Below are 21,627 nucleotides of genomic sequence, written 5' to 3'. Positions count from 1 at the left end.
AACACCTATTCTCCAGTAATGATTTTCTTCGTATGATCGGACTCAAAAGCATCCAGAATGATTTCAACGGATTTTTTCGCATCCTCTGCCGTGACGGGCACACGCTCTTCATTCACGAGGGCATTGATGAAGGCATCCATGACCAGCGACTTCTTCTTCTGGCCCGCTTCATCATTCGTCTGTATGCCGCCGTAGTTCTCTTTGACGACTTCGCCATCCCTGCCTGTGAAAATGAAAGAATGCTCGGAATCTGCAAGCAGGCTGAGTACGCCTTTCTCTCCATAGATGATGGTCGAATTGTCCTCTTCTCCATAGAATGACCAGCTGGCCTGCAATGTGCCGATGATGTTCGATTCGGTGCGCAGAATGCACACTGCATTATCATCTACATTGGAAAAATCCTTCGCTTCCTTGGATATGAAGCCGCCTACGTCCACGACCTCTTCACCGAGGATATAGCGCATAAGGTCCGCCTTGTGCACTCCGAGGTCCCCCATCGCGCCCATCGCCGCTTCCTCTTCCTTGAAGAACCAGCTCTCCTTGCCATCCACACTCCAGTCTTCCGGCCCAGGATGGCCGAACGCCGTACGGAATGAATAGATTTTGCCGAGTCTGCCTTCTGCAATATACTCCCGTGCCACCTGATGCTCTTTGATGAGACGCTGGTTATGGCCGACCATCAGCTGTCCGTCCGATTTGTTTTCCGCTGCAATCATACGATCCATCTCATCCATCGCAATGCCCATCGGCTTCTCGCACAATACATGCTTGCCTGCTTCAAGCGCCGCAATTGAAATTTCTGCGTGCATGTAGTTCGGCGTACAGACACTGACGGCTTCGACATTATCATCTGCAAGCAGGTCCCTGTAATCCTCGTAGGCTTCTCCGCCGTATATTTTCCGCTGTGCCTCCGCCCGATCGATGACCGGGTCGCAGAACGCAACCAGTTTCACGTTTTCATTCTCATTATATTCGGCAATGTGCCGCTTCACTCCGATGCTGCCGCATCCTATAATACCAACCTTGATCATGATTATTTCTCCTTTATCTCTTCCAATGGTTCGTGATTTCCATAGTAGTGCTTTTTGCCGTGTACACTGCCTGCCCAGTTCACACCATTATTGACGACCTTCTGCACATTCTCATCATAGTAGGTCGGATGTGTTTCGTGTCCCGGGCGGAAATAGAATATTTTGCCGTTCCCTCTCTTGAAGGTGCATGCACTCCTGAACACTTCGCCACCTTCGAACCAGCTGAGCATGATGAGCTCATCCGGCACAGGAATGTCGAAATGCTCCCCGTACATCTCTTCCTCGGGCAGCTCGAAGTATTCTCCGAGACCGTCGGCAATCGGGTGCGTCGGGTCCACCACCCATAGCCGCTCCTTCTCGTTTGCTTCACGCCACTTGAGATCGCAGGATGTGCCCGTCAGTAGTTTGAAGGGCTTGGAAAAATGGGCTGAATGCAATACTACCAGCCCCATGCCGTCCCATACACGCTGCCGCACCTTTTCTGCAATTTCATCAGACACTTCATCGTGTGCCTTATGCCCCCACCATACAAGTACATCCGTATTATTCAGCACTTCGTCAGTCAGCCCATGCTCCGCTTCATCCAGCGTGGCAGTCGTCACCTCATGCCCCTCGAGGAAACTCGCGATCTGTCCGTGGATCCCTTCAGGATAGACCTTACCTACCACTTCGGATTCCTTCTCATGCCTATATTCGTTCCAGACTGTCACTTTCATCTGCCTTCCTCCTTCTGTGTTGATCGGCGCTCAATGATACGCGTAGGCACCGTAATATTCCTTTTCAATTTCTCTTCGTCCTTTATCAGGGTGATGATTTCATTGCCGGCTTCCTTCCCGAGTTCCTCCGGGAAGATATCGACAACAGTCTGCGGCGGCGCTGCAAATTTTGTCAGCAGGGAATCACTGAAGGTCGCCGTCGCCACATCCTTGGGGATGCGGATCTTCATCTGATAGAGGTGCGAAATGACGCGGGCGTTCAGCACACCATCCAGTGTCAGCAGTACCTCCGGCCCATCACCCCCGAATAAAGAATCCAGCATACGGCCGAGGGAACCATCCTCGTCCCCGCATTTGACTACCCTGCAGGAGCCGGAAAGCCCGGCTTCCTGCATCGCTGCTTCAAATCCCCTGATCCTGTCCGTGGCAACTGCAAAGACGTCATTATCCACTATCATCGTGATTTTACTATACCCTTTTCGAATCAATAATTCAGTGATTGACACCGCCGCCTGTACATTGTCATTATCCACATATATGGCTTCCTGGTCGTTGTGTATATCCTTCCCTATCACTACGAAAGGAAACTCTGATGAAGAGAGGAATTCCGCTATCGGGTCCCCCTCTTTGGAATAGAGGAGTATGAACCCGTCGACCTGCCTGGAGCTGATCAGCTCCTTGACTTCTGCCAGGAGGCTGGCATCATCCGTCGCAGAAGTGGTGAGAGTGGAGAAGCCCTTCTGCCTGCATGTCTCGGAAACACCGAGGTTCACTTCGGAATAGAAGGGGTTCAGGTTCACTTCGTGCATCCCGCTCTTGATGACCAGACCAATGGTGTTCGACTGATTCGTCACCAGGTTCCGCGCCGCAATATTGGGCGCGTACCCGATCTCTTCCATTATTTTTCGCACTTTCTTCTTTGTAGAGCCACTGATGCCCTCATGATCCTTTATTACCCTGGATACGGTAGAGGGCGAGACTCCAGCTATCCTTGCTACATCTTTTATCGTCACCATTTCATAATAATCCTCCTACTTACTTCACAGCACCGTCCGATACCCCTTTGATGATGTGCCTTTGAGCAATGAAGTAGCCGATTATGACCGGTATGATGGAAATTGTCAGGCCGGCCAACGCCAAAGTCCACTGTTTCGTATACTGTCCGAAGAACAGGAACAGCTTAAGCGGAATCGTTTCATCCCCCTGGCCAAGCACCAGGCTTGGGAGCAGGAAGTCGTTCCAGATCCAGATGACATTCAGGATTGCCACCGTCACACCAATCGGTCTCAGAAGCGGGAATATGACATGCCAGAAGGTCTGCCACTTCGTTGCTCCATCAATTTTTGCCGCCTCATCCAGGGAGAGCGGGATATTCTTCAGCGCTCCGTGGTAGAGGAACAGTGAGAGACCGGAACCGAAGCCGATGTACATGAATATCAGCCCCCATTTGTTGAGGCTCTGAAGCTCACTGAATATCTTGACCAGCGGAATCATCACAGACTGGAACGGTATGAGCATGGAAGCGACGAACAGGAAGAATATCAGCCCGCTGACCTTGCTCTTGTTCCTTGATAGTGCGTACGCAGCCATTGCCGAAAAGAACACTATGCACACAATGCTCAGCGACGTAATCAGGAAGGAGTTGAAGAATGTCCTGAGAAAGTCGAGTTCCTGGAAAGCCTGTACAAAGTTTGCAAAGATGGGTTCCTGGGGAGGCGCAAGTGTATTTTCAAACATTTCCCGCTTCGTCTTGAATGCATTGACCAGCATGATATAGAAGGGGGAGAGCCATAGAAGCGCAAGCAGAATGCCGACGATTTCCAGAACAATGCGGCCGGTCGTCTTTTTCTTCTTCATTACAGCTCCACCTCTTTTTTCTTATTATAGTAGACTTGCGTCAAACTTAAAATCGCGACGATGATGAAGAAGATGACTGCCTTGGCCTGCGCGAGCCCCATCGTATTCATGGCAAAAGCCGTATCAACGATATCCATGGCAATCATTTTCGTAGTGCCGCCGGGTCCGCCGCCTGTGAGGGAGAGATTCTGATCATAGATTTTGAATGCACCGGACAAGGTCAGGAACATGCTTACCGTGAATGCCGGTGCGACAAGCGGCATCACTACATTCTTCAATTTCTGGAAGTAGCTTGCCCCATCCATGTCAGCCGCCTCGAGCAGTTCGTCCGGGATGCTTTGCAGATATGCAATGTAGATGATCATGATGTAGCCTGCCATCTGCCATACATGGAGGATGACCAGTCCCCAGAAACCTGTTGCCGGGGTCGCCAGCCAGCCCTGAAGCATTTCGACACCCATGAGCTCGCCCAATGCATTGAAGATGTTCGTGAAGATGAACTGCCATATGAACCCGAGGATCAGCCCACCGATCAGGTTCGGCATGAAGAATATCGTCCTGAGGAGGTTCTTTGATTTTATGTAGCTCGTTACAATCAGTGCCAGTGAGAAGCCGACGACATTTATGATGATCACCGTCACGATTGCATATTTGAAAGTGAACCAGAGCGCACTCAGGAATGTTGGATCGGACATCAGACTCTTGTAGTTATCAAACCCTGTGAACACCGGCGTCTGTGCCATGTCCCCCGACCATTCTGTAAGGGAATAGTAGATTCCCCAGATGAAAGGAACGACCACGACGATCAGAAGTGCCGCCAGAACCGGGGCAATGAACACCCAGTACATGATATTTTTGGTTTTCATATTAACACCTCTTTGTAAGAAATAATGGAGCAATATGATTGCTCCATTATGATTTCATTTATCTATTCTCTTCCCAGTATGCTTGCGAGTTCTCTACAACTTCTTCCCATGTGATATCACCGGAGATGTACTGCTGTACATTATCACCGAATGTCTCTTCAGAGAAGCCGGTAGGATATCCAAGGAATACCCATCCACTTGTATTGCCTGCTTCGGAGTATTCATAGATCTCCTGGGACAATGGATCTGAAATCTGGCTTGTGTCGTAGTCCTCATATGCGGGAATGAAGTTGAAGTCGTTCAGTACAGCCTCCTTGCCTGCGTCAGATGTATACATCCAGTCCAGGAAATCGACAGACGCCTGCTGAACATTATCTTCGGCACCGGAGTTCACCACCCAATACTGTGGCACGCCTACAGGCATTTCAGCCTCGCCGGCTACAGGAATAGGGATGATTCCGGAATTCTCAGCCACTTCAGGCGCAATCTGTTCAATGGAGGGATACGCCCAGTTGCCTTGCTGGATCATCGCCACTTTCTCCATGGAATAGAGTGCTTCAACCTGCTGTGAGTAGTCGAGGCTCAGTACAGGCTGCTCGGAATAGTTCACCTGCATGTCGATGTAGTTTTTGAGTTCTTCAGAGAGTTCGAATTCCACTGTGTCGGACTCGAATGCTTCGATGACACTGTCATTGAATTCAGGTGCGAGGAATGAACTGCTGCTGTGGTTTCCATAAACCCATCTCTCTTTGCCCGGGAAGGCGAAGACAGCATCCAGGCCGAGCTCCTCTTTCATACCGTCAAGTGTATCCACAGCAGCCTGCAGATCTTCCATTGTCGTCAGGTCATCAGGGTTGATGCCCGCCTCTTCAAAGATCCCCTTGTTGTAGATCAGGCCGTACCCTTCGAGGTTGTAAGGGACACCATAAACCTGGTCATCCACTGTAACTGCATCAAGCGTGCCTTCCAGTGCTGCATCTACAGCTGCGGAATCTTCGATTGGTGCGATACGATCCTTGTGGTCCTCATAGTCCTGCGGTCCGCCAATATTGAAGATGTCCGGTTCATTGCCCGATGCAATCTTCGATTTCAGTGTCGCACCGTAGTCATTTCCGCCACCGACCGTTTCAACATTGATTGTCACATTCGGATTCTCTTCTTCATATTGCGCTACGAGGGATTCAAACTGCTCCTTGAATTCCACTTTGAACTGATAGAGGTCAATCGTTACCGATTCACCGTCGCCGCTGCCCTCTTCGCCGTCTCCTGAAACTGAACCGCCAGCATCTCCACTGTTTCCACACGCTCCCAGCATGAGAAGCAGGGCGAGAAGAAAAGCATAACTCCACTTCGATCTCTTCATTTTTCATCCTCCTTGTATGTAAGCGTTATCAATCGCTTGTATTTTGATTTTATATTCAGAATTCTTTGAAGTCAACATTTTTTTGCAAACGATTGCACAAATTATTTCTTTACTGCGAAAGACTTTTGAAAAAGTGGGATACACTTCTTGTGCAAACGATTGTCCCAGACAAAAAAACAGCACTCCGACAATCGCCGGAGTGCTGGGGGGTTACCGGTGATATTTGACGACTTCGCGGGCAAAGTCATTCATATCACCGACGTATTCGAATGTTCCCTTCAGTACGGGATAGATGTTTTTTACACTGATTTCACCCAGGGAGGATACAATGAACGTCACCACATTCAGCTTCCGCATCTTGAAGACTGCGCTGAAGAGCGTCGCCAGGTGATTGATGTAATCCGCCGGCTTCTTCGTATCCTTTTCTGTATCTTTGACGCGGTTGATATAATCAGCGGCCCTCGGAATTTCCTGGCCGATTTCCAGCCCATCCTCGGCCGTTACGTGATAGTGCGATTCCGTCATCTCTTCTATGGATCTGTAAGCACGGCTGAGAATGATGTCCTTGAAGCCAGGAGACAGCAGTTTGGTTGCCAGCCCATTCATTTTCCGGGACAGGAACTTCTCCAGATACTGTGCACTCTGAACCCTCTGATCGAACAGTGCATCCTTTTCCCCAAATATGTCATCCAGCTTTCCTTTCAGTACCGCGATGCCTGCATCATCCTTTACACTGGCAAAATGGTAGTACAGCGGCTGGTCGAGCTGTTTCTTGAAAGTCACGTGGAGTTCCGTATCCTTGTCGTTCATCAGCGTCTTCTGCGCCCGCTCCCCGGAGACATCAACCAGTGTATCGCTTTTGTTATATACGAAAGTGATATGGACACCCTTTTTGGCAAGGTACCGGATAACCGCTTCATCCGCATCCCGTATCTTTGAGGAGAATACATATAATACATGCCTGATACCCGTTTTTGCTATCAGCTTCCTGTACTGTTTCGGAGAATATTCTGTTGTTCCGACACCCGGAAAGTCGAGAATCCTTCCCCGGCTGCCGTAGGGATGCTCCGTAATGGTGCGTGTCGCGTCAGTCTGTGTGGAGATAAAAGAATCAGCATCCGCCAAGCGGTTCACCAGGGCACTTTTGCCCGCGTCCACCTGTCCAAGCACAGCAACACGATAATCGATCGTCGATTCTATATATTCATGGTAGGCCATAATCAATGGATGGCTCTGTTCCATATCCTCACCTCGATTCAGATTGTACCTTCATTGTCAGCACCCATGTACCAGCTGATTGCAAAGCCCAGGATGGCAGCCAGTGCTGTCACCATCCAGGAGAGGGCTGTATCCGGAAGGCCCGGATAGATTGCAAAGACGGAGCCGATGACGAGTCCCAATATCAGTGCGTAGGTCAGATACGTGAAGTTTCTGAGCATATACTGGATGATGCGGCTGGCCACAAGCAGCCCCAAGATGATGCCGGTGCCGACCGCGATCAGAATCGGCAGGATTCCAAGATTGAAGCTCGTCAGCTCACTCACTGCATAGATGACGATGGAATAGGAACCCAGGAGCAGAAGCACCAGAGAGCCTGAGATTCCCGGAAGCAGCATCGTTGTTGAAGCGAGTATGCCACTGATGAACATTTTGACGAGAAGCGGGAAGGTAATCGCAATATCATTGATTACCTCCTCCTCCCCCCTGCTTATACCCATCACGAAGAGCAGGGCCACAGCCATGAATAAAATGATGTAGTGGCCCGCCCTGAATTCCACTTTGTAGTTCGAAATCCTGAGCATCATCGGGACGACCCCCAGCACCAGCCCGATGAAGAACCAGTGTGTCGGCACCGTGTGGTTCCGCAGCAGATAGTCTATCAGGTTCGATAATGTAAGTATTGCAATTCCCATTCCGATGACCAGCGGCAGCAGGAACAGAATCGCCTTCCTGTAGTGCTTTGACACGATTTTGCTGATGGCTCCGAGGAACTGGTCATAGATTCCAAGCAGCAGCGCCATCGTTCCGCTGCTGACTCCTGGAATCAGCTCGCATATCCCCATCAGAAAGCCTTTAAATATATTTACCCATTTAACCATTTATTTTATCCCTCAATTTTTAATTTTTACCATCTGATTGTAGCATATCTTTGCATGATAGTTGGCAAAGAGCATGTATATTGATTTGATAAACCGCTTTTATACTGATATAACTGTCTTAACACCATTTGGTTAGGAGCTGTCACAGTGAGAGATCTAGGAATTTATTTCGGTACCTTCGCCCCCTGTCATGTAGGACACTTTGAACAGATCATCCGCGCAAAACGGGAGAACAGGCATGCTTTCGTAATCGTCAGTGGGTACCAGGGCGACCGTGGGGACAACTATGGCATGACACTCGACAATCGGGTCAAATCCATGCGGCGGCTGCTCGGTCCTGATGACAACGTCACCATACTCAAGCTGGATGAAACGCATATACCCAGATACCCGCATGGCTGGGAACCCTGGCTCAAAATGCTCGCAGAAACCATCCTCAAGGAAAAGGATTTCCTCCCTTTTCCCGTGGAGAGGATGACCTGTTACGTCGGTGAGGAGGAATACATCGAACCACTCCAGAACTTCTTTTGTGATGAATGGCCCCATATCGATACATCCATTACGATGGTCGACCGCAAAATACTCGGAATCAGCGGCACAAGCATCAGGGAAGAGCCCATACTGAACTGGGACTATGTCATGCGCCCATTCAGAAAATTCTTTGTCCAGAACGTACTCATCATCGGAGCTCCAGGCACAGGACGCACTTCGATGGTTCAGGATTTGGCAAGGCGCTATTCCACAAGCTACTCCGTGGAGTATGCAAAAACATACTGCCACGAGCATCGGATTGCGGACGATGAACTGGATGTAAAGGACTTTCATGCAATCGGCATCGGACAGTTTGAGAATAACAGGCGGCATATCCACTCCCCCGGCACGCGCAAAGTCTTCTTTGCGGACACCGATGTCATGACTACAAAGGTCAACATGAAACGATATGCCGATGGAGAGGAATTCAATCGTCTGAAATCCGTCTTCGACTACTATATCCATCTCCAGAACTGGTCACTCGTCCTGGTGCTGCCTCCGGAAGCACCGAAAGGCGAGGCAGTGGACAACCTCGGTGCTAAAAATGAAATCCATGAAATGATCATGGATGAGCTGGAAATGCACGACCTTCTGTCAATAACACATATTCTGGATGGCGAATCCTATAGAAACAGATACCAGGAAGCGCATAGGCTGGTGGATGAAATTCTGAAAGAGGGCAAGGATAACTGATGAAAACGTTTTACCGGATAATATTACACTCTTAAGTATATTTGTCTCTCTTATAATTATGGAAAATACAGAAAACTTTGATATTATAGTGTACATCTATTCTATGGAGGCAGATATATATGGAACCGAACTTGCTACTCACACCCGGCCCGACGCCCATCCCCCCTCAAGTAACACGTGCAATGTCAGATGGCATGATTGGACACCGCTCTTCCGACTTCACTGCACTTATGGAAAATGTGCAGTCCAACATAAAGACATTATTCGGCACAGATGATTCTGTTGCCGTCCTTACATCAAGCGGCACAAGTGCCCTGGAGGCAGCAATGGTCAACCTTGTACAGCCCGATGAATCCATTGCAGTCATCGTCAGTGGCGCGTTCGGCGACCGTTTTAGAAATATTGCACAGACATATCCATTCGACGTACATGTTTTTGAAGTGCCGTGGGGCGAAGGGGCAGACCTGAAAAGTTTCAAGAAGTTCCTTGATGATAAAGAAAATATCAGGGCTGTATTCTCACAAGCCTGCGAAACATCCACAGCCGTAGTCCACCCGATTCATTCCCTGGGAAAGCTGGTCAAGGATTACAATAAGGACACGCTGTTCATCGTCGATGGTGTAAGTGCGGTCGGCGGCATGAAGTTCGATATGTCCGGGGATGCCATCGACTGCCTGGTGACGGGCAGCCAGAAGGCGCTGATGCTGCCGCCCGGAATCGCTTTCGTCGCCATGAACCATACGGCGAGGGAACGTGCTTCCCAAAACACCCTGTCCAGGTTCTATCTGGATATCAACAGATACTTCAAATCTCTGGAGGAGAACTCCACCCCCTTCACCCCGGCCGTTTCACTCATACAAGGATTGGCGCAGGTTCTGGAGCTGTATAAGGAGGAAGGTGTGGAACAGGTGTACGAGCGCCATCTCAAGATGCGCAATATGCTGCGGGCTGGGCTCAAGGCACTGGATTTTGAACTCCTGGTAGATGAAACCCATGCCTCTCCGACTGTCACCGCATTCAAATCCGATGAAGCAGAACTTGCGCATATCAAGGATGCCCTGAAAAAAACACATGGAATCACAATTGCAGGAGGGCAGAAACAGCTTAAAGGAAAAATATTGCGCATCGGTCATATGGGCTATATGTTTCCGAAGGATATGCTGACCGTCCTATCTGCACTTGAAGCGATCACAAGTGACTATCGCGGGAAGAAATACTATGGCAGAGCATTGACTGCTGCCCAGGAGGCATATTATGAATCAATATAAAGTACTCGTATTGGACCCAATCAGTGAGGACGGCATTAAAGAACTGCTCGATCATCCCAATTACGAAGTGGATATCAACACGGGCCTCTCTGAAGCGGAAATTTTTGAAATCGTTCATGATTACCACGCCCTAATCGTCAGAAGCCAGACAACCGTCACCGAGGAAATCATCCAATATGCAAGATCCCTGAAGGTGATCGCCCGGGCCGGGGTCGGTGTAGACAACATCGATATCGACGCCGCTACAAAATACGGGGTCATCGTAATCAATGCGCCCGATGGCAACACGATATCCGCGACTGAGCATACAATGGCAATGATGCTTGCCTTGACACGGGAGATTCCGGCAGCACACAAGGAGCTTTCAGAAGGTGCCTGGAATCGCAAGGCCTATAAAGGGACAGAAATGTATGGCAAGACGCTCGGCATTATCGGAGTCGGTAAGATCGGTTTCGGCGTCGCCCGGCGTGCCCAGAGTTTCGGCATGAAAATCGTTGCGTTCGACCCCTATCTGTCAGAGGATAAGGCCAAAGAAGCAGATATAGAAAAGATGGAAGTTGAAGATATTGCGAAACACGCAGACTTCGTCACTGTGCACACACCTCTGACCCCACAGACCAGAGGAATTGTCGGCAAGGAATTCTTCAAACTGGCAAAACCGGAACTCAAAATTGTCAATGTGGCAAGGGGTGGCATCATTGATGAGGCAGCACTACTGGAAGCGCTCGATGAGGAACAGATAGATGGTGCAGCCTTAGATGTATTCGAAGAGGAGCCCCCAACCAACCAGAAGCTTCTCAGCCACCCCCGCATTGTAGTGACGCCGCACCTTGGAGCCTCGACTGTCGAAGCCCAGGAAAAGGTGGCGATCAGCGTTTCCCGGGAAATAATAGACATTCTTGAAAACAATACAATCGTCCATGCCGTGAACGCACCAAGAATGAGTCAGAATATCAATGAAGAACTCAAACCTTTCATAAATATTGCCACACATATGGGCAAGGTGGCGATACAGTTGATGAATCGCCCCCCTATGGAAATCAAACTCAAATACCACGGCGATCTTGCATTAGATGATACAAGCATTCTGACACGGTCATTTGTTGCAAACATGCTGAAGCCCCACCTAGGTGAAAACGTCAATATCATCAATGCACTCTACCTGCTCCAGGAACAGGGTGTCACATACAAGGTGGAGAAGAAGGGGCAGACGCACGGCTACAGCAATTACCTCGAAGCAGAACTGGTCAATGACGACGAAACGTTGACAATCGGCGCAAGCGTCCTGAACGGCTATGGGGAACGCATTGTGAAAATAAACGGCTTCCAGGTGGACATCAAACCGACAAGACACCTCCTCTTCATCAATCACCTCGACCGTCCGGGCATCATTGGTGAAATGGGATACACTTTAGGCAAGTATAGTATCAATATCGCCAGCATGCAGCTCGGCCGGAAAGACGAAGGTGGTGCTGCGCTATTGTCCTTGAGGCTAGATCAGAGTGTAAGTGACAAAGCAATTGAAGAGCTCACAAAGATCGATGGCTTCCATAGGGTGAAGCAAGTTGATCTATCCTGAGAAGGACAGATCGAGCGCAAAAAAACCATCACTCATGAGTGATGGTTTTTTAGTATGATTTCTTCCACTTCAAGAACAGAATCAACCATGTGGTTCACCCCTAGGGCTTCAAAATTTGGAATGATCGCCCGTCCCGTGAGGCCGGTCAATGTAGCAACGAAGTCCGATCCGATTGCTTCAGCACAATAGTAGTCGGCCACCGAATCTCCCACGATGAAAATCTTATCCTCCGAGATATTTCTTTGATTCACCGCATCTTCAAAATGCTTCTCCTCATGCTCGTACAGACTCCATAAATAGCTGTATGGATGGGGCTTGGCAAGGGACCCTTCAGCCTGTTCCTTCGCCTCTGCCGCAAGCACTTCCGAGGCAGTGGATATCCTGTTGTCACGGAATATGTCCATGAGACGTTCCTGGTGGAAGGGGATGAGCGTCTCCTGCCTCGGGCGTCCTGTCGCCACACCGATCTCAATCCCCGCATCAAGCAGGCGCTTCAGCATGCCCCTGATGGCTTCAGGTTCCACAATCCACTCCTCATCATGGATGAATCCGGGTTTGTCCGGCTCCTCCGCCTCAATACCTGTGGATGTCTTTACATCCTTACTGCCAAGATACCATTCTTGATATTTATACTGTCCCGTTGCCCAAATCGGTCCCGACATCTCAAAAGCGGACACGTCCTCTATGCCCAATTTCTCCCTGGCATACGTCATGAGTGCATCATAGATCGAATCTTTCGTATAAGTGTCACCCTTGAGGAAATCGACAACTTTGCTGTAGTTCACCTTTTGGGCGCCCATCATGTCACCGACCCCATGGATTTCGGCAATATCCACATTTTCGACATTGACCTGCGCATCTTTCATCAGCTCTATATAGAGGATTGAAAATGTAACAAAAAGCATATCCCAGTTGGAATTCAGACCCATCTGCTTGAACCGGTCAAGCACTTCGTCGTTACTGAACACTTCCGCCCTTATATCCTTGATTTCCTGATCACTGTAGTCCGTACGGAAGTGATATGTATCCAGATTCAGATATCTTGGACTATAAAGCATCTCATGCACCGCCAGAGCGGATACATCAAAACACCTTTCTTCACTTAAAAAAACACCATCCACATCAAATAGTACCACCGTCACACTCTTGTCCTCCCCATTCACACTAGGTTTTTATAAGCTCAAGTTTCTCATATCAGCCGTTAATTGTCGATATTCGTTTTGATAATTAAAAATTTTACAAATTCACCCCTCTCAAGAGAGGTAAAATTATACCATATTAATCGTTATACACTGCCAGTCGCGTGGTTTAAACCGCTTTCACACAGGGAACAACGAATTATGCAAGAAAACGTTTTACGCCAAATATAACATTTTAACCCGGGTTAATTTTTTTATTCTGATGCATTTTCATAAGTTTCATCCTATAATGTAAGTCGTAATATGAATGGTAAATATTACGTTAAAATCATTAATATAATGTTAAGGTACGCTGTGCCTGGGTGGAGGAATATTTATGGAACTCAGTCCGATGGAAGTCATCTTTCTATTTCTCGGAGGACTTGGTATTTTTCTTTATGGTATCAAACAGATGGGGGATGGCCTGCAAGCTTCAGCAGGAGACCGGTTGCGTGAAATTCTGAACCGGATGACATCTAACCCGATTAAAGGGATCATTGCTGGTATTGTCGTTACAATACTGCTGCAGACCAGTACAGGAACGACGGTGCTGACTATCGGACTTGTTTCTGCAGGTTTCATGACACTGCGTCAATCTATCGGTGTGATTATGGGTGCCAACATAGGTACCACAGTCACTGCCTTCATCATCGGACTGAAGATTGGCGACTATGCATTGCCGATTCTGGCTCTTGGTGCATTCCTCATATTCTTTCTGAAGAATAGCCCAAAATCCTATAATATCGGGCGCATACTCTTCGGCTTTGGTGCCCTGTTCTACGGACTCGACCTGATGGGTCAGGGTATGAAACCATTGGCGGATTATCAATGGTTTACAGACCTTATGCTGAACATGTCTTCCAACTCTCTTCTCGGAGTTACTGTCGGTACAGCACTTACAGTCATAGTCCAAAGTTCGAGTGCTACCATCGGTATACTGCAAAGTCTTTACAGCAACGGGCTTCTGGACCTCAGTGCCGGTTTGCCATTACTGCTCGGGGATAATATAGGAACAACAATTACTGCTGTTCTTGCAGCGCTTGTCGGTTCCATCGCAGCCAAGAGAGCTGCTGCTGTCCATGTCATTTTTAACGTAATCGGCGCAACGATCTTCATGATTATCATGCCGTTGTTCGTCAACTTCGTTTCCTATCTGCAATCTGCAATGGAACTCAACCCGGAAATGACAATCGCTTTTGCCCACGGTTTCTTTAATGTCACAAACACACTCATCCACTTGCCGTTCATTGCCGCACTCGCATGGATTGTAACCCGTATAGTCCCAGGAAGAGACTTCTCTGAAGACTATAAGCCAAACCACTTGGATCCTCATCTTCTTAAGCGCTCACCTGGCTTGGCCTTGCAGGGTGCCCAGAAAGAAGTGAAGAACCTTGGCAATCTTACACTCAGCATTCTGGATGATACGAAAGAGTACAGCGAGACTAACAATCCTAAATTGTATAAACAGATTAAAGAGAAAGTGAATGTCGTCGATACGCTCCAGGACAGCCTGCGATCATATATCATCGACGCATCAAAGTATGACATTTCTCCGGAAGATGCGGAAAGACAGTCAACCTTGCTTGAAGTGACGCGCATTTTCTATAAGGTAAGTGGGCAGATCAATGAATATGCCGACCTTTTCAATAAGAAGCACCGTGAGAACATCGATCTTTCCGAACCAGCCCAAGAAGGCCTTGAAGATCTGTTCAACCATGTGTACAAGTCCTTCAGGAAGTCGATAGAGTCTCTCGATATATACAATCCACAGGATCTGGAAGAGGTCATTAGACTCAGTCAGAAATCATACAAGATAGAGAACAAGTTAAGAAAACAGCATGTCAAACGTCTGAACAAAGGCATCTGCTCCACAGATGGCGGATTGCTTTATGTAGATCTCATCAGTACCCTGGAACGCATCGGCTACAATGCAAGAAATATTTCTGAAACGAACTTGAGTGATGAAGTCGATGACCTTGCTGAAGATTTTACCATCTATGAATAAGGAAAAAAGCTGGATCAGCCAAATGGCTGGTCCAGCTTTTTCTATACCTTCCCTTTTAATAATGCATTCCAGTACATGATTGGCAGCATATTTTTCTTGAACTGATAGAATATCTTTTTGTTATCTGCCTGATTCAAAAACGTCGTTTCTTCAGGAATATTATTGTAGTCAAATTCTGCAAGTATCAGATGACCATAGTCAGTCGCTATCGGACAGGCGGTTTTTCCATCATACTCATGTGAAGGCACCTTGTCATCCATACGCTCCAGAAGATTTTTGACGAGGATGGGCATCTGTTCCTTTACCGCACTGCCCATTTTGACCGTCGGCAGACTCGAAGCATCACCCAGTGAAAAGACTGTAGTATAGGTGTTGTGCATCATCGTATGGGGGTCTACACTTACCCATCCTTCCGGGTTCAGAAGACCGGAGCCTTCAAGCACCGAAGGCCCGCTCATGGGAGGTGTGATGACGAGCATTTCGAAGGGCACAACATGGCGTTCCCCCGTATCAAGGTTTTCAAATACGGCTTCCTTATGTTCCCCTCTGACCTCGACAAGTTCCTCTTTCATCCTGTAGTCTATCTTCTTTTCCTCCAGCCGTTCCACAATTTTATCACTGTATTTTTTCACCTTGAATACTTGATCCCGTCCGCTACGGAACACTATGCTGGCATCACTGTCATTATCCTTTATATATTCATCCATTGTGAAGACAGAGTTTTCAGCGGAAACGCCACCTTTTATCCTGGACTGCGGCTTGGTAATCACAATGTTCCCCTCTTTGACATTCTGCAGGGTCTCATACGTATAGTTGACATGTTCATATATATAGTTCGTACATACTCCGTTTGATCCAAGCGACTCCCTGGCACCCTTGATTGCATCATAATTCAGCTCTATCCCAAGGGCCACCACCAGGAAATCATATTCGATGGTATATTTGCCTGCCGCCACTTCACGTTTGACAGGGTCCACACGTTCCACCGTTTCCTGGAGCCACTTCGCACCTTTTGGCATCACCTTGTCCATGGATTTTTTTGTGGCCTCGAGCTTCATCTCTCCGCTGCCGACCAACGGCCAGCCCGGCTGGAAGTAATGATGCGTGGTGGGTTCTATGATCAGTACATCGTTTTTCAGACTCTTGTCTTCACTCAGAATACGGCTTGCTGTGGAAATACCGGCAGTCCCTCCACCCAATATGACCAGTCGATAATGCTTTTTCATTCTTTCGACACCTCCATTTTTAAGTATCATTCCCCTTTCTCCGTCCATTTATTCAACAAAATAACTGGCAAAACTTTCCTATTTTTAATACTATGTAATAAAAGGAGGAGAAGAATTTGAATATTGAAACACATTTGACAAATTTCAAAAAAGAAATAGGAAAAGTGATTGTCGGCCAGGATGAAGTTCTCGACCTTATATTTATCAGCATACTTCAAAAAGGACATATATTGTTCGAGAGTGTTCCTGGAACCGGGAAGACGTCATTGGCCAAGGCGTTGGCAAAGACAATCGCTGGCTCCTTCAGGAGAATCCAGTTCACACCGGACCTGCTTCCCACCGACATTACAGGTTTGAACATATATAATCCAAAGACCCATGAATTCGAATTGCAGGTGGGGCCGATAGCCACCAATGTCCTGCTGGCAGATGAAATCAACAGGGCTACACCCCGCACACAGTCGGCCCTCCTCGAAGTCATGGAAGAACGACAAGTAACGATTGATGGCCAGAAAATAGAAATCGACGACCCATTTATTGTAATGGCTACCCAGAACCCGATTGAATCCACTCAGGGGACTTTCAGTCTGCCTGAAGCCCAATTGGACCGCTTTCTGATGCGGGTAGACCTCGGATACCCTTCGCGGGAAGAAGAACTGAATATGATGGCATTGTACAACGGCCCATCCCTTGAGGAAGAGATCCGTCCTGTATTCAGCAAGGAAATGATTGCCGAATTACAACGCAGGCGCTCGGCCATTGCAGTGAATCACTCCACTATGGAATACATGCTCGATATGATCCACCATACGAGGGTCCATCCGCATGTAGATGTTGGCGTATCGCCACGCGGTACACTGGCTCTGATGCACGCTGCGCAAGGGGTTTCCTTGATTCGTGATAGGGATTATGTAACGCCGGAGGACGTGAAATATATTGCCCCATACATATTAGGCCATCGTATTGTTTTGAGTATTGAAGGCCTCACCCTGGCGGACCAGAACAGCGTCATAAGGGAAATCATTGAGAACACAGAAGTACCAGTTGAATATGGGGTCCCAAGACATGAATTATAAGGTCGAATATCGCCCTTCTAGTACAATGACATTCTTTATCGGTGCTGTCGCCATCCTTTTCATATTGGACGTTTTCTATGGTATGCAGTTGAACCAGTGGCTGACTTTGTCCCTCGGCCTCTTCATGTCTTTCTTCCTTCTCAACCTCGTCTATGAAAAAAAAGTGCCTGACCAGATTACAGCCTCCATTGTGGACAAAGAGATGCGTTTGTTCAAGAATCAGGAAAGGATGCTTCGGATCAGACTCCATAATGGGGGGTGGCTCCCTGTTCTGAACGGTTCGATAACACTGGTTGCAAGTGATGATATTGAATTTTTTAAAGATACTTCATTAAAAATAAGACACCAGACCGAAACGAGCGTCCCTTTTACTGTCATGCCCAAAAGTGATGTGACCATCGAGGTTCCCTTCAGAGCGAGGAAACGTGGGATAGTCAAAGTAATGGATACAAGAATGAAAGTGCCGAAAATATTTGGCTTTGGTTCGCTTCTACTTACTCAAAAAGGCAGATTTCTCCATGAAATCCTCGTCTATCCCGGACAGCTCGACATACCACCTTTCGATATGAGAAATAAAACCCTGCAGGGGCTTTTCATACAGAAACAGGCACTCTATAATGACCCAATGCTCACCATCGGAACGAGACGTTATCAGCAGACGGACAGCATGAAGGACATACATTGGAAAGCGAGTGCCAAGACCGGAGAACTCCAAACACGCATCTATGAAAAGACAACCCATGTCTCCTGGCTGATTGCCATCAATCTTCGATCGGAAAAGACTTATGCTCCTCCGGCCAATATAGAAGAGAGCATTGAAAAGATCGCCTACCTTACCCGCATGGCGAATGAAGCTTCCATTCCCTACAGCCTGTTTACGAATCTGTCCACCTTCGATTCCCGTACATTTCTCAACTTGGAAGAAGGAGCGGGAAGACTGCATTACAGAAAAACATTGGAGACACTCGCGCGGATCGATACATTATCCTATACATTGAGTTTCGATCGCCTTTTGAAACATATCCACATTCACGAGGCACTGCCCTCCCATCTGCTCTTTACAGGCAGAACAGACCCGGCGATTGAAGATATGCTCAAGTCCTTCCGGGCCAAAGGCGTCGAAGTATTCCAGATGGATGGAGATGCTGTGCTACCATATTCTTTTCCAGTGAGGAGCGATGACGATGAGCCGAACTAGCTATTATTTTTCATTCTTCCACAGCTACGGAACCACTCTGTTCCTCCTTTATTTCATCATACTATTTCTGAACACCCATAACGGAAAGCCACCACTTCTACTGTCCTATGTGGTGATTGTCCTGACCATCATGGCAGTGAGTTGGATCATCGCCCATTATTTCAGACTGCGATATATATACGTTATACTGCCACTTGTTCTGGTTACTGCCGTAATGCTCGGTTTCCATTGGTTATCAGCATTACTTCTGAGCTTTGTCCCGATACTGCGCATCGAATATCTTTACGATGATATTGAAGATACGCTGGCAGCACCTTCCATCATTACTACATTCCTGCTCCTTCTTGGCGTCAATATTTTGGGGACCGGAGCCGATTCCACCCTCCTGGCGGCATACCACCTGTTGTTCATCAGTCAGGTACTGTTCTATTTCATCGGAAGGATAGTGTTTCTGCTGCTTGGAAGCCCGGATGTCCGTGTTGGAAAATTCACTGTCTTCCTTTCGCTCTCAGGCATATTCATAACGCTCGGCGTTATCCTTGCTGCCGCCTATAGATATGCTGTCTTCTCCCTCCAGTATATCGTCGTCGTATTGCTGGGTGGTATGGTCCATATACTGAAGCCTTTCTTTTCATTCCTGGAAGATGTCGATTTTGAGCCGCCCCGTCCACCGGACAGTGAGACGCCGGATCAGACAGAAGGGGAAGAAAGTGTGGAGATGGTCCAGACAGAATCCACAACATCACAGATACCAGTCGATACAATCACGACGTTTCTGCTCATATTGATAATCGGCATCGTCATTTACTATTACTATAGAAAAAGGGAGGCTCCGACTGAACAAAAAACAGAGAACAGTCAGAGCAATGGAGCAACAGCTGCTCATTACTCCGGGATGAAAGACTATGCAAAACCAGAAGCCCCGAAGAATAAAGTACGAAAACTATATTATAATTTTGAAAAATGGCTGGCTTCAAAAGGACTGGGAAGATACAGGGATGAAACCATTGAAGAATGGATTCTGCGATGTCGCCTGGAAGAGATTATCGATTCCGATAAACTTGAGATATACCGCAGGACAAGATATATGGACCAGGATACTTCAGATGCTGATTATAGGAAATATAAACATGCAATAGATCATATGAAAACGGCAATCATGCGGAATATGAAAAAACAGGGATGAGACCCGGGTCTCATCCCTGTTAACTTTAATACTGATTCAGATACTGTTTGAGCTCCCAGTCGGAAACTTGTGAACGGTACATGTCCCATTCGACGCTCTTGTTGCCATGGAACTGCTTATAGATGTGGCTGCCCAGAGCATCCGTGATGACTCTGTCTTCCCTCAATGCTTTAAGTGCTGTGTAAAGAGTAGAAGGCAGGTCTTCTACACCGACTGCTTCCCTTTCTTCACGGGACATTTCATAAATGTTCTCATTTACCGGCTCTGGAAGGTTCGTCTTGTTCTTGATGCCCTCAAGACCAGCTTTAAGAATGACAGCCAATGCAAGGTATGGATTGGCGGATGGGTCGACCGATCTCACTTCTGCACGTGTGGACATCCCGCGGGAGGAAGGTATCCGCATCAATGGTGAACGGTTCTTGCCACTCCATGCAATATAGCTTGGTGCTTCATATCCTGGTACGAGACGCTTGTAGGAATTGACAAGCGGATTACATACTGCAGTAAATCCACGTGCATGCTTGAGTATTCCAGCCATAAAGTATCTCATATCCTGGCTCAAACCAATTTCATCATTTTCATCATAAAATGCATTCTTTTCACCCTTGAACAGGGAAACGTTGAAGTGCATTCCATTTCCGTTCAAGCCGAACAGAGGCTTCGGCATGAATGTAGCATGCAGGTTGTGCTTGCGTGCAACTGTTTTAACAACAAGTTTGAATGTTTGAATATTATCACAAGCTGCGATGGCATCAGCATACTTGAAGTCGATTTCATGCTGGCCAGGTGCCACTTCGTGGTGGGAAGCTTCTATTTCAAAGCCCATGTCCTCAAGCTCAAGCACGATGTCCCTACGGCAGTTTTCACCAAGATCTGTCGGTGCAAGGTCAAAGTATCCACCCTGGTCATTCAGTTCAGTTGTCGGCTGTCCCTTTTCGTCAAGTTTGAAAAGGAAGAATTCCGGTTCAGGCCCGAGATTGAATGCAGAGTACCCCATGTCTTCCATTTCTTTAAGTATACGTTTCAAATTCGATCTTGGATCTCCATCGAACGGCTCTCCATCAACGTTGTATATATCGCAGATCAGTCTCGCTACTTTCCCTTTGCCTGCGGTCCAAGGGAAAATCGCCCATGTTTCAAGGTCTGGAACCAGATACATGTCGGATTCTTCGATGCGGACGAAACCTTCAATTGAAGAACCGTCAAACATCATTTCTCCATCCAATGCTTTATTCAATTGGCTGATCGGCACTTCGACATTCTTAATTGTTCCTAAAATATCAGAGAACTGTAGGCGTAAGTATCTGACATTCTCTTCCTCTGCAATACGGACGATATCTTCTCTTGTAAATTCGCTCATTGTACACGCTCCTGTAGATTATTGGAAAAACCTTGATAAATCTCCACGATTCAATAGTGGTCTCTGGTATTCGTTATGCTTAAGGATCTCGGGTGTCTCGACTTTCTGAGGTTCATTTAGGATTTCCCCTATCCTTTTCATGGTAAACCCTTTTTCCATGTAGTTTTGGATGGCAAGAAGAAGATCCAGGTCGTTCATGGAAAAGATCCGATGGTTTCCGGGAGTCCTTTCAGGAGAAATAAGAGACAGGGATTCATAATATCTGATTTGCCGCGCCGTCAGACCAGTCAGTTTCATGGCTGATGACATCGGAAAAATAGCGGTGTTACGCCTCATCTGATCTCTATCCAAAATGATCACCTCTAATCATATTCATAATATTAGCACAATGTTTT

Annotated in this window: 19 protein-coding genes; 7 read left to right on the top strand and 12 right to left on the bottom strand. The window is 47.5% G+C overall.

Annotated elements, in window-relative coordinates; genetic code table 11:
* Nucleotides 1–5 precede the first annotated feature (5 nt).
* From RQP18_RS00860 to RQP18_RS00825, 8 genes are all read right to left on the bottom strand, one after another.
* Nucleotides 6–1,037 carry a Gfo/Idh/MocA family protein gene (locus tag RQP18_RS00860; protein ID WP_342389356.1) on the bottom strand — a complete coding sequence of 344 codons (1,032 nt, stop codon included), beginning with the start codon at nucleotides 1,035–1,037 and terminating at the stop codon, nucleotides 6–8.
* Nucleotides 1,034–1,747 carry a ThuA domain-containing protein gene (locus RQP18_RS00855; RefSeq protein WP_342388303.1) on the bottom strand — a complete coding sequence of 238 codons (714 nt, stop codon included), beginning with the start codon at nucleotides 1,745–1,747 and terminating at the stop codon, nucleotides 1,034–1,036. The genes RQP18_RS00860 and RQP18_RS00855 overlap by 4 nt, the downstream gene beginning before the upstream one ends.
* Nucleotides 1,744–2,763 carry a LacI family DNA-binding transcriptional regulator gene (locus RQP18_RS00850; RefSeq protein ID WP_342388302.1) on the bottom strand — a complete coding sequence of 340 codons (1,020 nt, stop codon included), beginning with the start codon at nucleotides 2,761–2,763 and terminating at the stop codon, nucleotides 1,744–1,746. The genes RQP18_RS00855 and RQP18_RS00850 overlap by 4 nt, the downstream gene beginning before the upstream one ends.
* Before the next feature lie 19 nt (nucleotides 2,764–2,782).
* Nucleotides 2,783–3,604 carry a carbohydrate ABC transporter permease gene (locus RQP18_RS00845; RefSeq protein ID WP_342388301.1) on the bottom strand — a complete coding sequence of 274 codons (822 nt, stop codon included), beginning with the start codon at nucleotides 3,602–3,604 and terminating at the stop codon, nucleotides 2,783–2,785.
* Entirely contained in the window at nucleotides 3,604–4,470 is an 867-nt protein-coding gene (locus RQP18_RS00840) for a carbohydrate ABC transporter permease (RefSeq protein WP_342388300.1), read from the bottom strand. Before RQP18_RS00840 ends, RQP18_RS00845 begins: the two co-directional genes overlap by 1 nt.
* Nucleotides 4,471–4,528: 58 nt before the next feature.
* Entirely contained in the window at nucleotides 4,529–5,833 is a 1,305-nt protein-coding gene (locus tag RQP18_RS00835) for an ABC transporter substrate-binding protein (RefSeq protein ID WP_342388299.1), read from the bottom strand.
* Nucleotides 5,834–6,043: 210 nt separating this feature from the next.
* The gene (locus tag RQP18_RS00830; protein WP_342388298.1) at nucleotides 6,044–7,075 is read right to left on the bottom strand and encodes a GTPase domain-containing protein; all 1,032 of its coding nucleotides are present in this window, start codon (nucleotides 7,073–7,075) and stop codon (nucleotides 6,044–6,046) included.
* Between the two features lie 14 nt (nucleotides 7,076–7,089).
* Nucleotides 7,090–7,932, bottom strand: a complete 843-nt coding sequence (locus tag RQP18_RS00825) for a DUF368 domain-containing protein (protein WP_342388297.1) — start codon at nucleotides 7,930–7,932, stop codon at nucleotides 7,090–7,092.
* A gap of 147 nt (nucleotides 7,933–8,079) precedes the next feature.
* Between RQP18_RS00825 and RQP18_RS00820 the strand changes: the two genes are divergently transcribed.
* The 3 genes from RQP18_RS00820 (at nucleotide 8,080) to serA (ending at nucleotide 12,003) form a co-directional block, all read left to right on the top strand.
* Complete coding sequence (locus RQP18_RS00820; protein ID WP_342388296.1) at nucleotides 8,080–9,156, top strand: AAA family ATPase; 1,077 nt, start codon at nucleotides 8,080–8,082, stop codon at nucleotides 9,154–9,156.
* A 113-nt stretch (nucleotides 9,157–9,269) separates the two neighbouring features.
* Nucleotides 9,270–10,424 (top strand): pyridoxal-phosphate-dependent aminotransferase family protein, encoded by a 1,155-nt coding sequence (locus RQP18_RS00815; protein WP_373446152.1) that lies wholly within the window; start codon nucleotides 9,270–9,272, stop codon nucleotides 10,422–10,424.
* A complete protein-coding gene (gene serA, locus RQP18_RS00810) occupies nucleotides 10,411–12,003 on the top strand; it encodes a phosphoglycerate dehydrogenase (RefSeq protein ID WP_342388294.1) in 1,593 nt (530 codons plus the stop codon). Before RQP18_RS00815 ends, serA begins: the two co-directional genes overlap by 14 nt.
* Before the next feature lie 32 nt (nucleotides 12,004–12,035).
* On the opposite strand, the gene RQP18_RS00805 is transcribed toward serA, so the two are convergent.
* Nucleotides 12,036–13,145, bottom strand: a complete 1,110-nt coding sequence (locus tag RQP18_RS00805; protein WP_342388293.1) for an HAD family hydrolase — start codon at nucleotides 13,143–13,145, stop codon at nucleotides 12,036–12,038.
* Nucleotides 13,146–13,518: 373 nt separating this feature from the next.
* Here RQP18_RS00805 and RQP18_RS00800 point away from each other — a divergent pair, with 373 nt between their 5' ends.
* Complete coding sequence (locus RQP18_RS00800; protein ID WP_342388292.1) at nucleotides 13,519–15,186, top strand: Na/Pi cotransporter family protein; 1,668 nt, start codon at nucleotides 13,519–13,521, stop codon at nucleotides 15,184–15,186.
* A 41-nt stretch (nucleotides 15,187–15,227) separates the two neighbouring features.
* Here RQP18_RS00800 and RQP18_RS00795 read toward each other — a convergent pair whose 3' ends face one another.
* On the bottom strand, nucleotides 15,228–16,412 hold the full coding sequence (locus RQP18_RS00795) for an NAD(P)/FAD-dependent oxidoreductase (RefSeq protein WP_342388291.1): 1,185 nt from the start codon (nucleotides 16,410–16,412) through the stop codon (nucleotides 15,228–15,230).
* A gap of 116 nt (nucleotides 16,413–16,528) precedes the next feature.
* Here RQP18_RS00795 and RQP18_RS00790 point away from each other — a divergent pair, with 116 nt between their 5' ends.
* The 3 genes from RQP18_RS00790 to RQP18_RS00780 are packed head-to-tail and all read left to right on the top strand — an operon-like array spanning nucleotide 16,529 to nucleotide 19,872.
* On the top strand, nucleotides 16,529–17,488 hold the full coding sequence (locus RQP18_RS00790; RefSeq protein WP_342388290.1) for an AAA family ATPase: 960 nt from the start codon (nucleotides 16,529–16,531) through the stop codon (nucleotides 17,486–17,488).
* Nucleotides 17,478–18,686, top strand: coding sequence for a DUF58 domain-containing protein (locus RQP18_RS00785; protein ID WP_342388289.1), 1,209 nt, complete (start codon nucleotides 17,478–17,480; stop codon nucleotides 18,684–18,686). The genes RQP18_RS00790 and RQP18_RS00785 overlap by 11 nt, the downstream gene beginning before the upstream one ends.
* A complete protein-coding gene (locus RQP18_RS00780) occupies nucleotides 18,673–19,872 on the top strand; it encodes a hypothetical protein (RefSeq protein WP_342388288.1) in 1,200 nt (399 codons plus the stop codon). The genes RQP18_RS00785 and RQP18_RS00780 overlap by 14 nt, the downstream gene beginning before the upstream one ends.
* A gap of 25 nt (nucleotides 19,873–19,897) precedes the next feature.
* On the opposite strand, the gene glnA is transcribed toward RQP18_RS00780, so the two are convergent.
* Together glnA and RQP18_RS00770 are read right to left on the bottom strand one after the other, a co-directional pair.
* On the bottom strand, nucleotides 19,898–21,232 hold the full coding sequence (gene glnA, locus RQP18_RS00775) for a type I glutamate--ammonia ligase (RefSeq protein WP_342388287.1): 1,335 nt from the start codon (nucleotides 21,230–21,232) through the stop codon (nucleotides 19,898–19,900).
* Nucleotides 21,233–21,250: 18 nt separating this feature from the next.
* Nucleotides 21,251–21,583, bottom strand: coding sequence for a MerR family transcriptional regulator (locus tag RQP18_RS00770; protein WP_373446100.1), 333 nt, complete (start codon nucleotides 21,581–21,583; stop codon nucleotides 21,251–21,253).
* Between the last annotated feature and the right edge of the window lie 44 nt (nucleotides 21,584–21,627).

This window comes from Salinicoccus sp. Bachu38 (assembly GCF_038561955.2).
Lineage (GTDB): Bacteria > Bacillota > Bacilli > Staphylococcales > Salinicoccaceae > Salinicoccus > Salinicoccus bachuensis.
The sequence above is the reverse complement of the archived record's forward strand: the minus strand, read 5'-3'. Positions and strand labels throughout refer to the sequence as shown.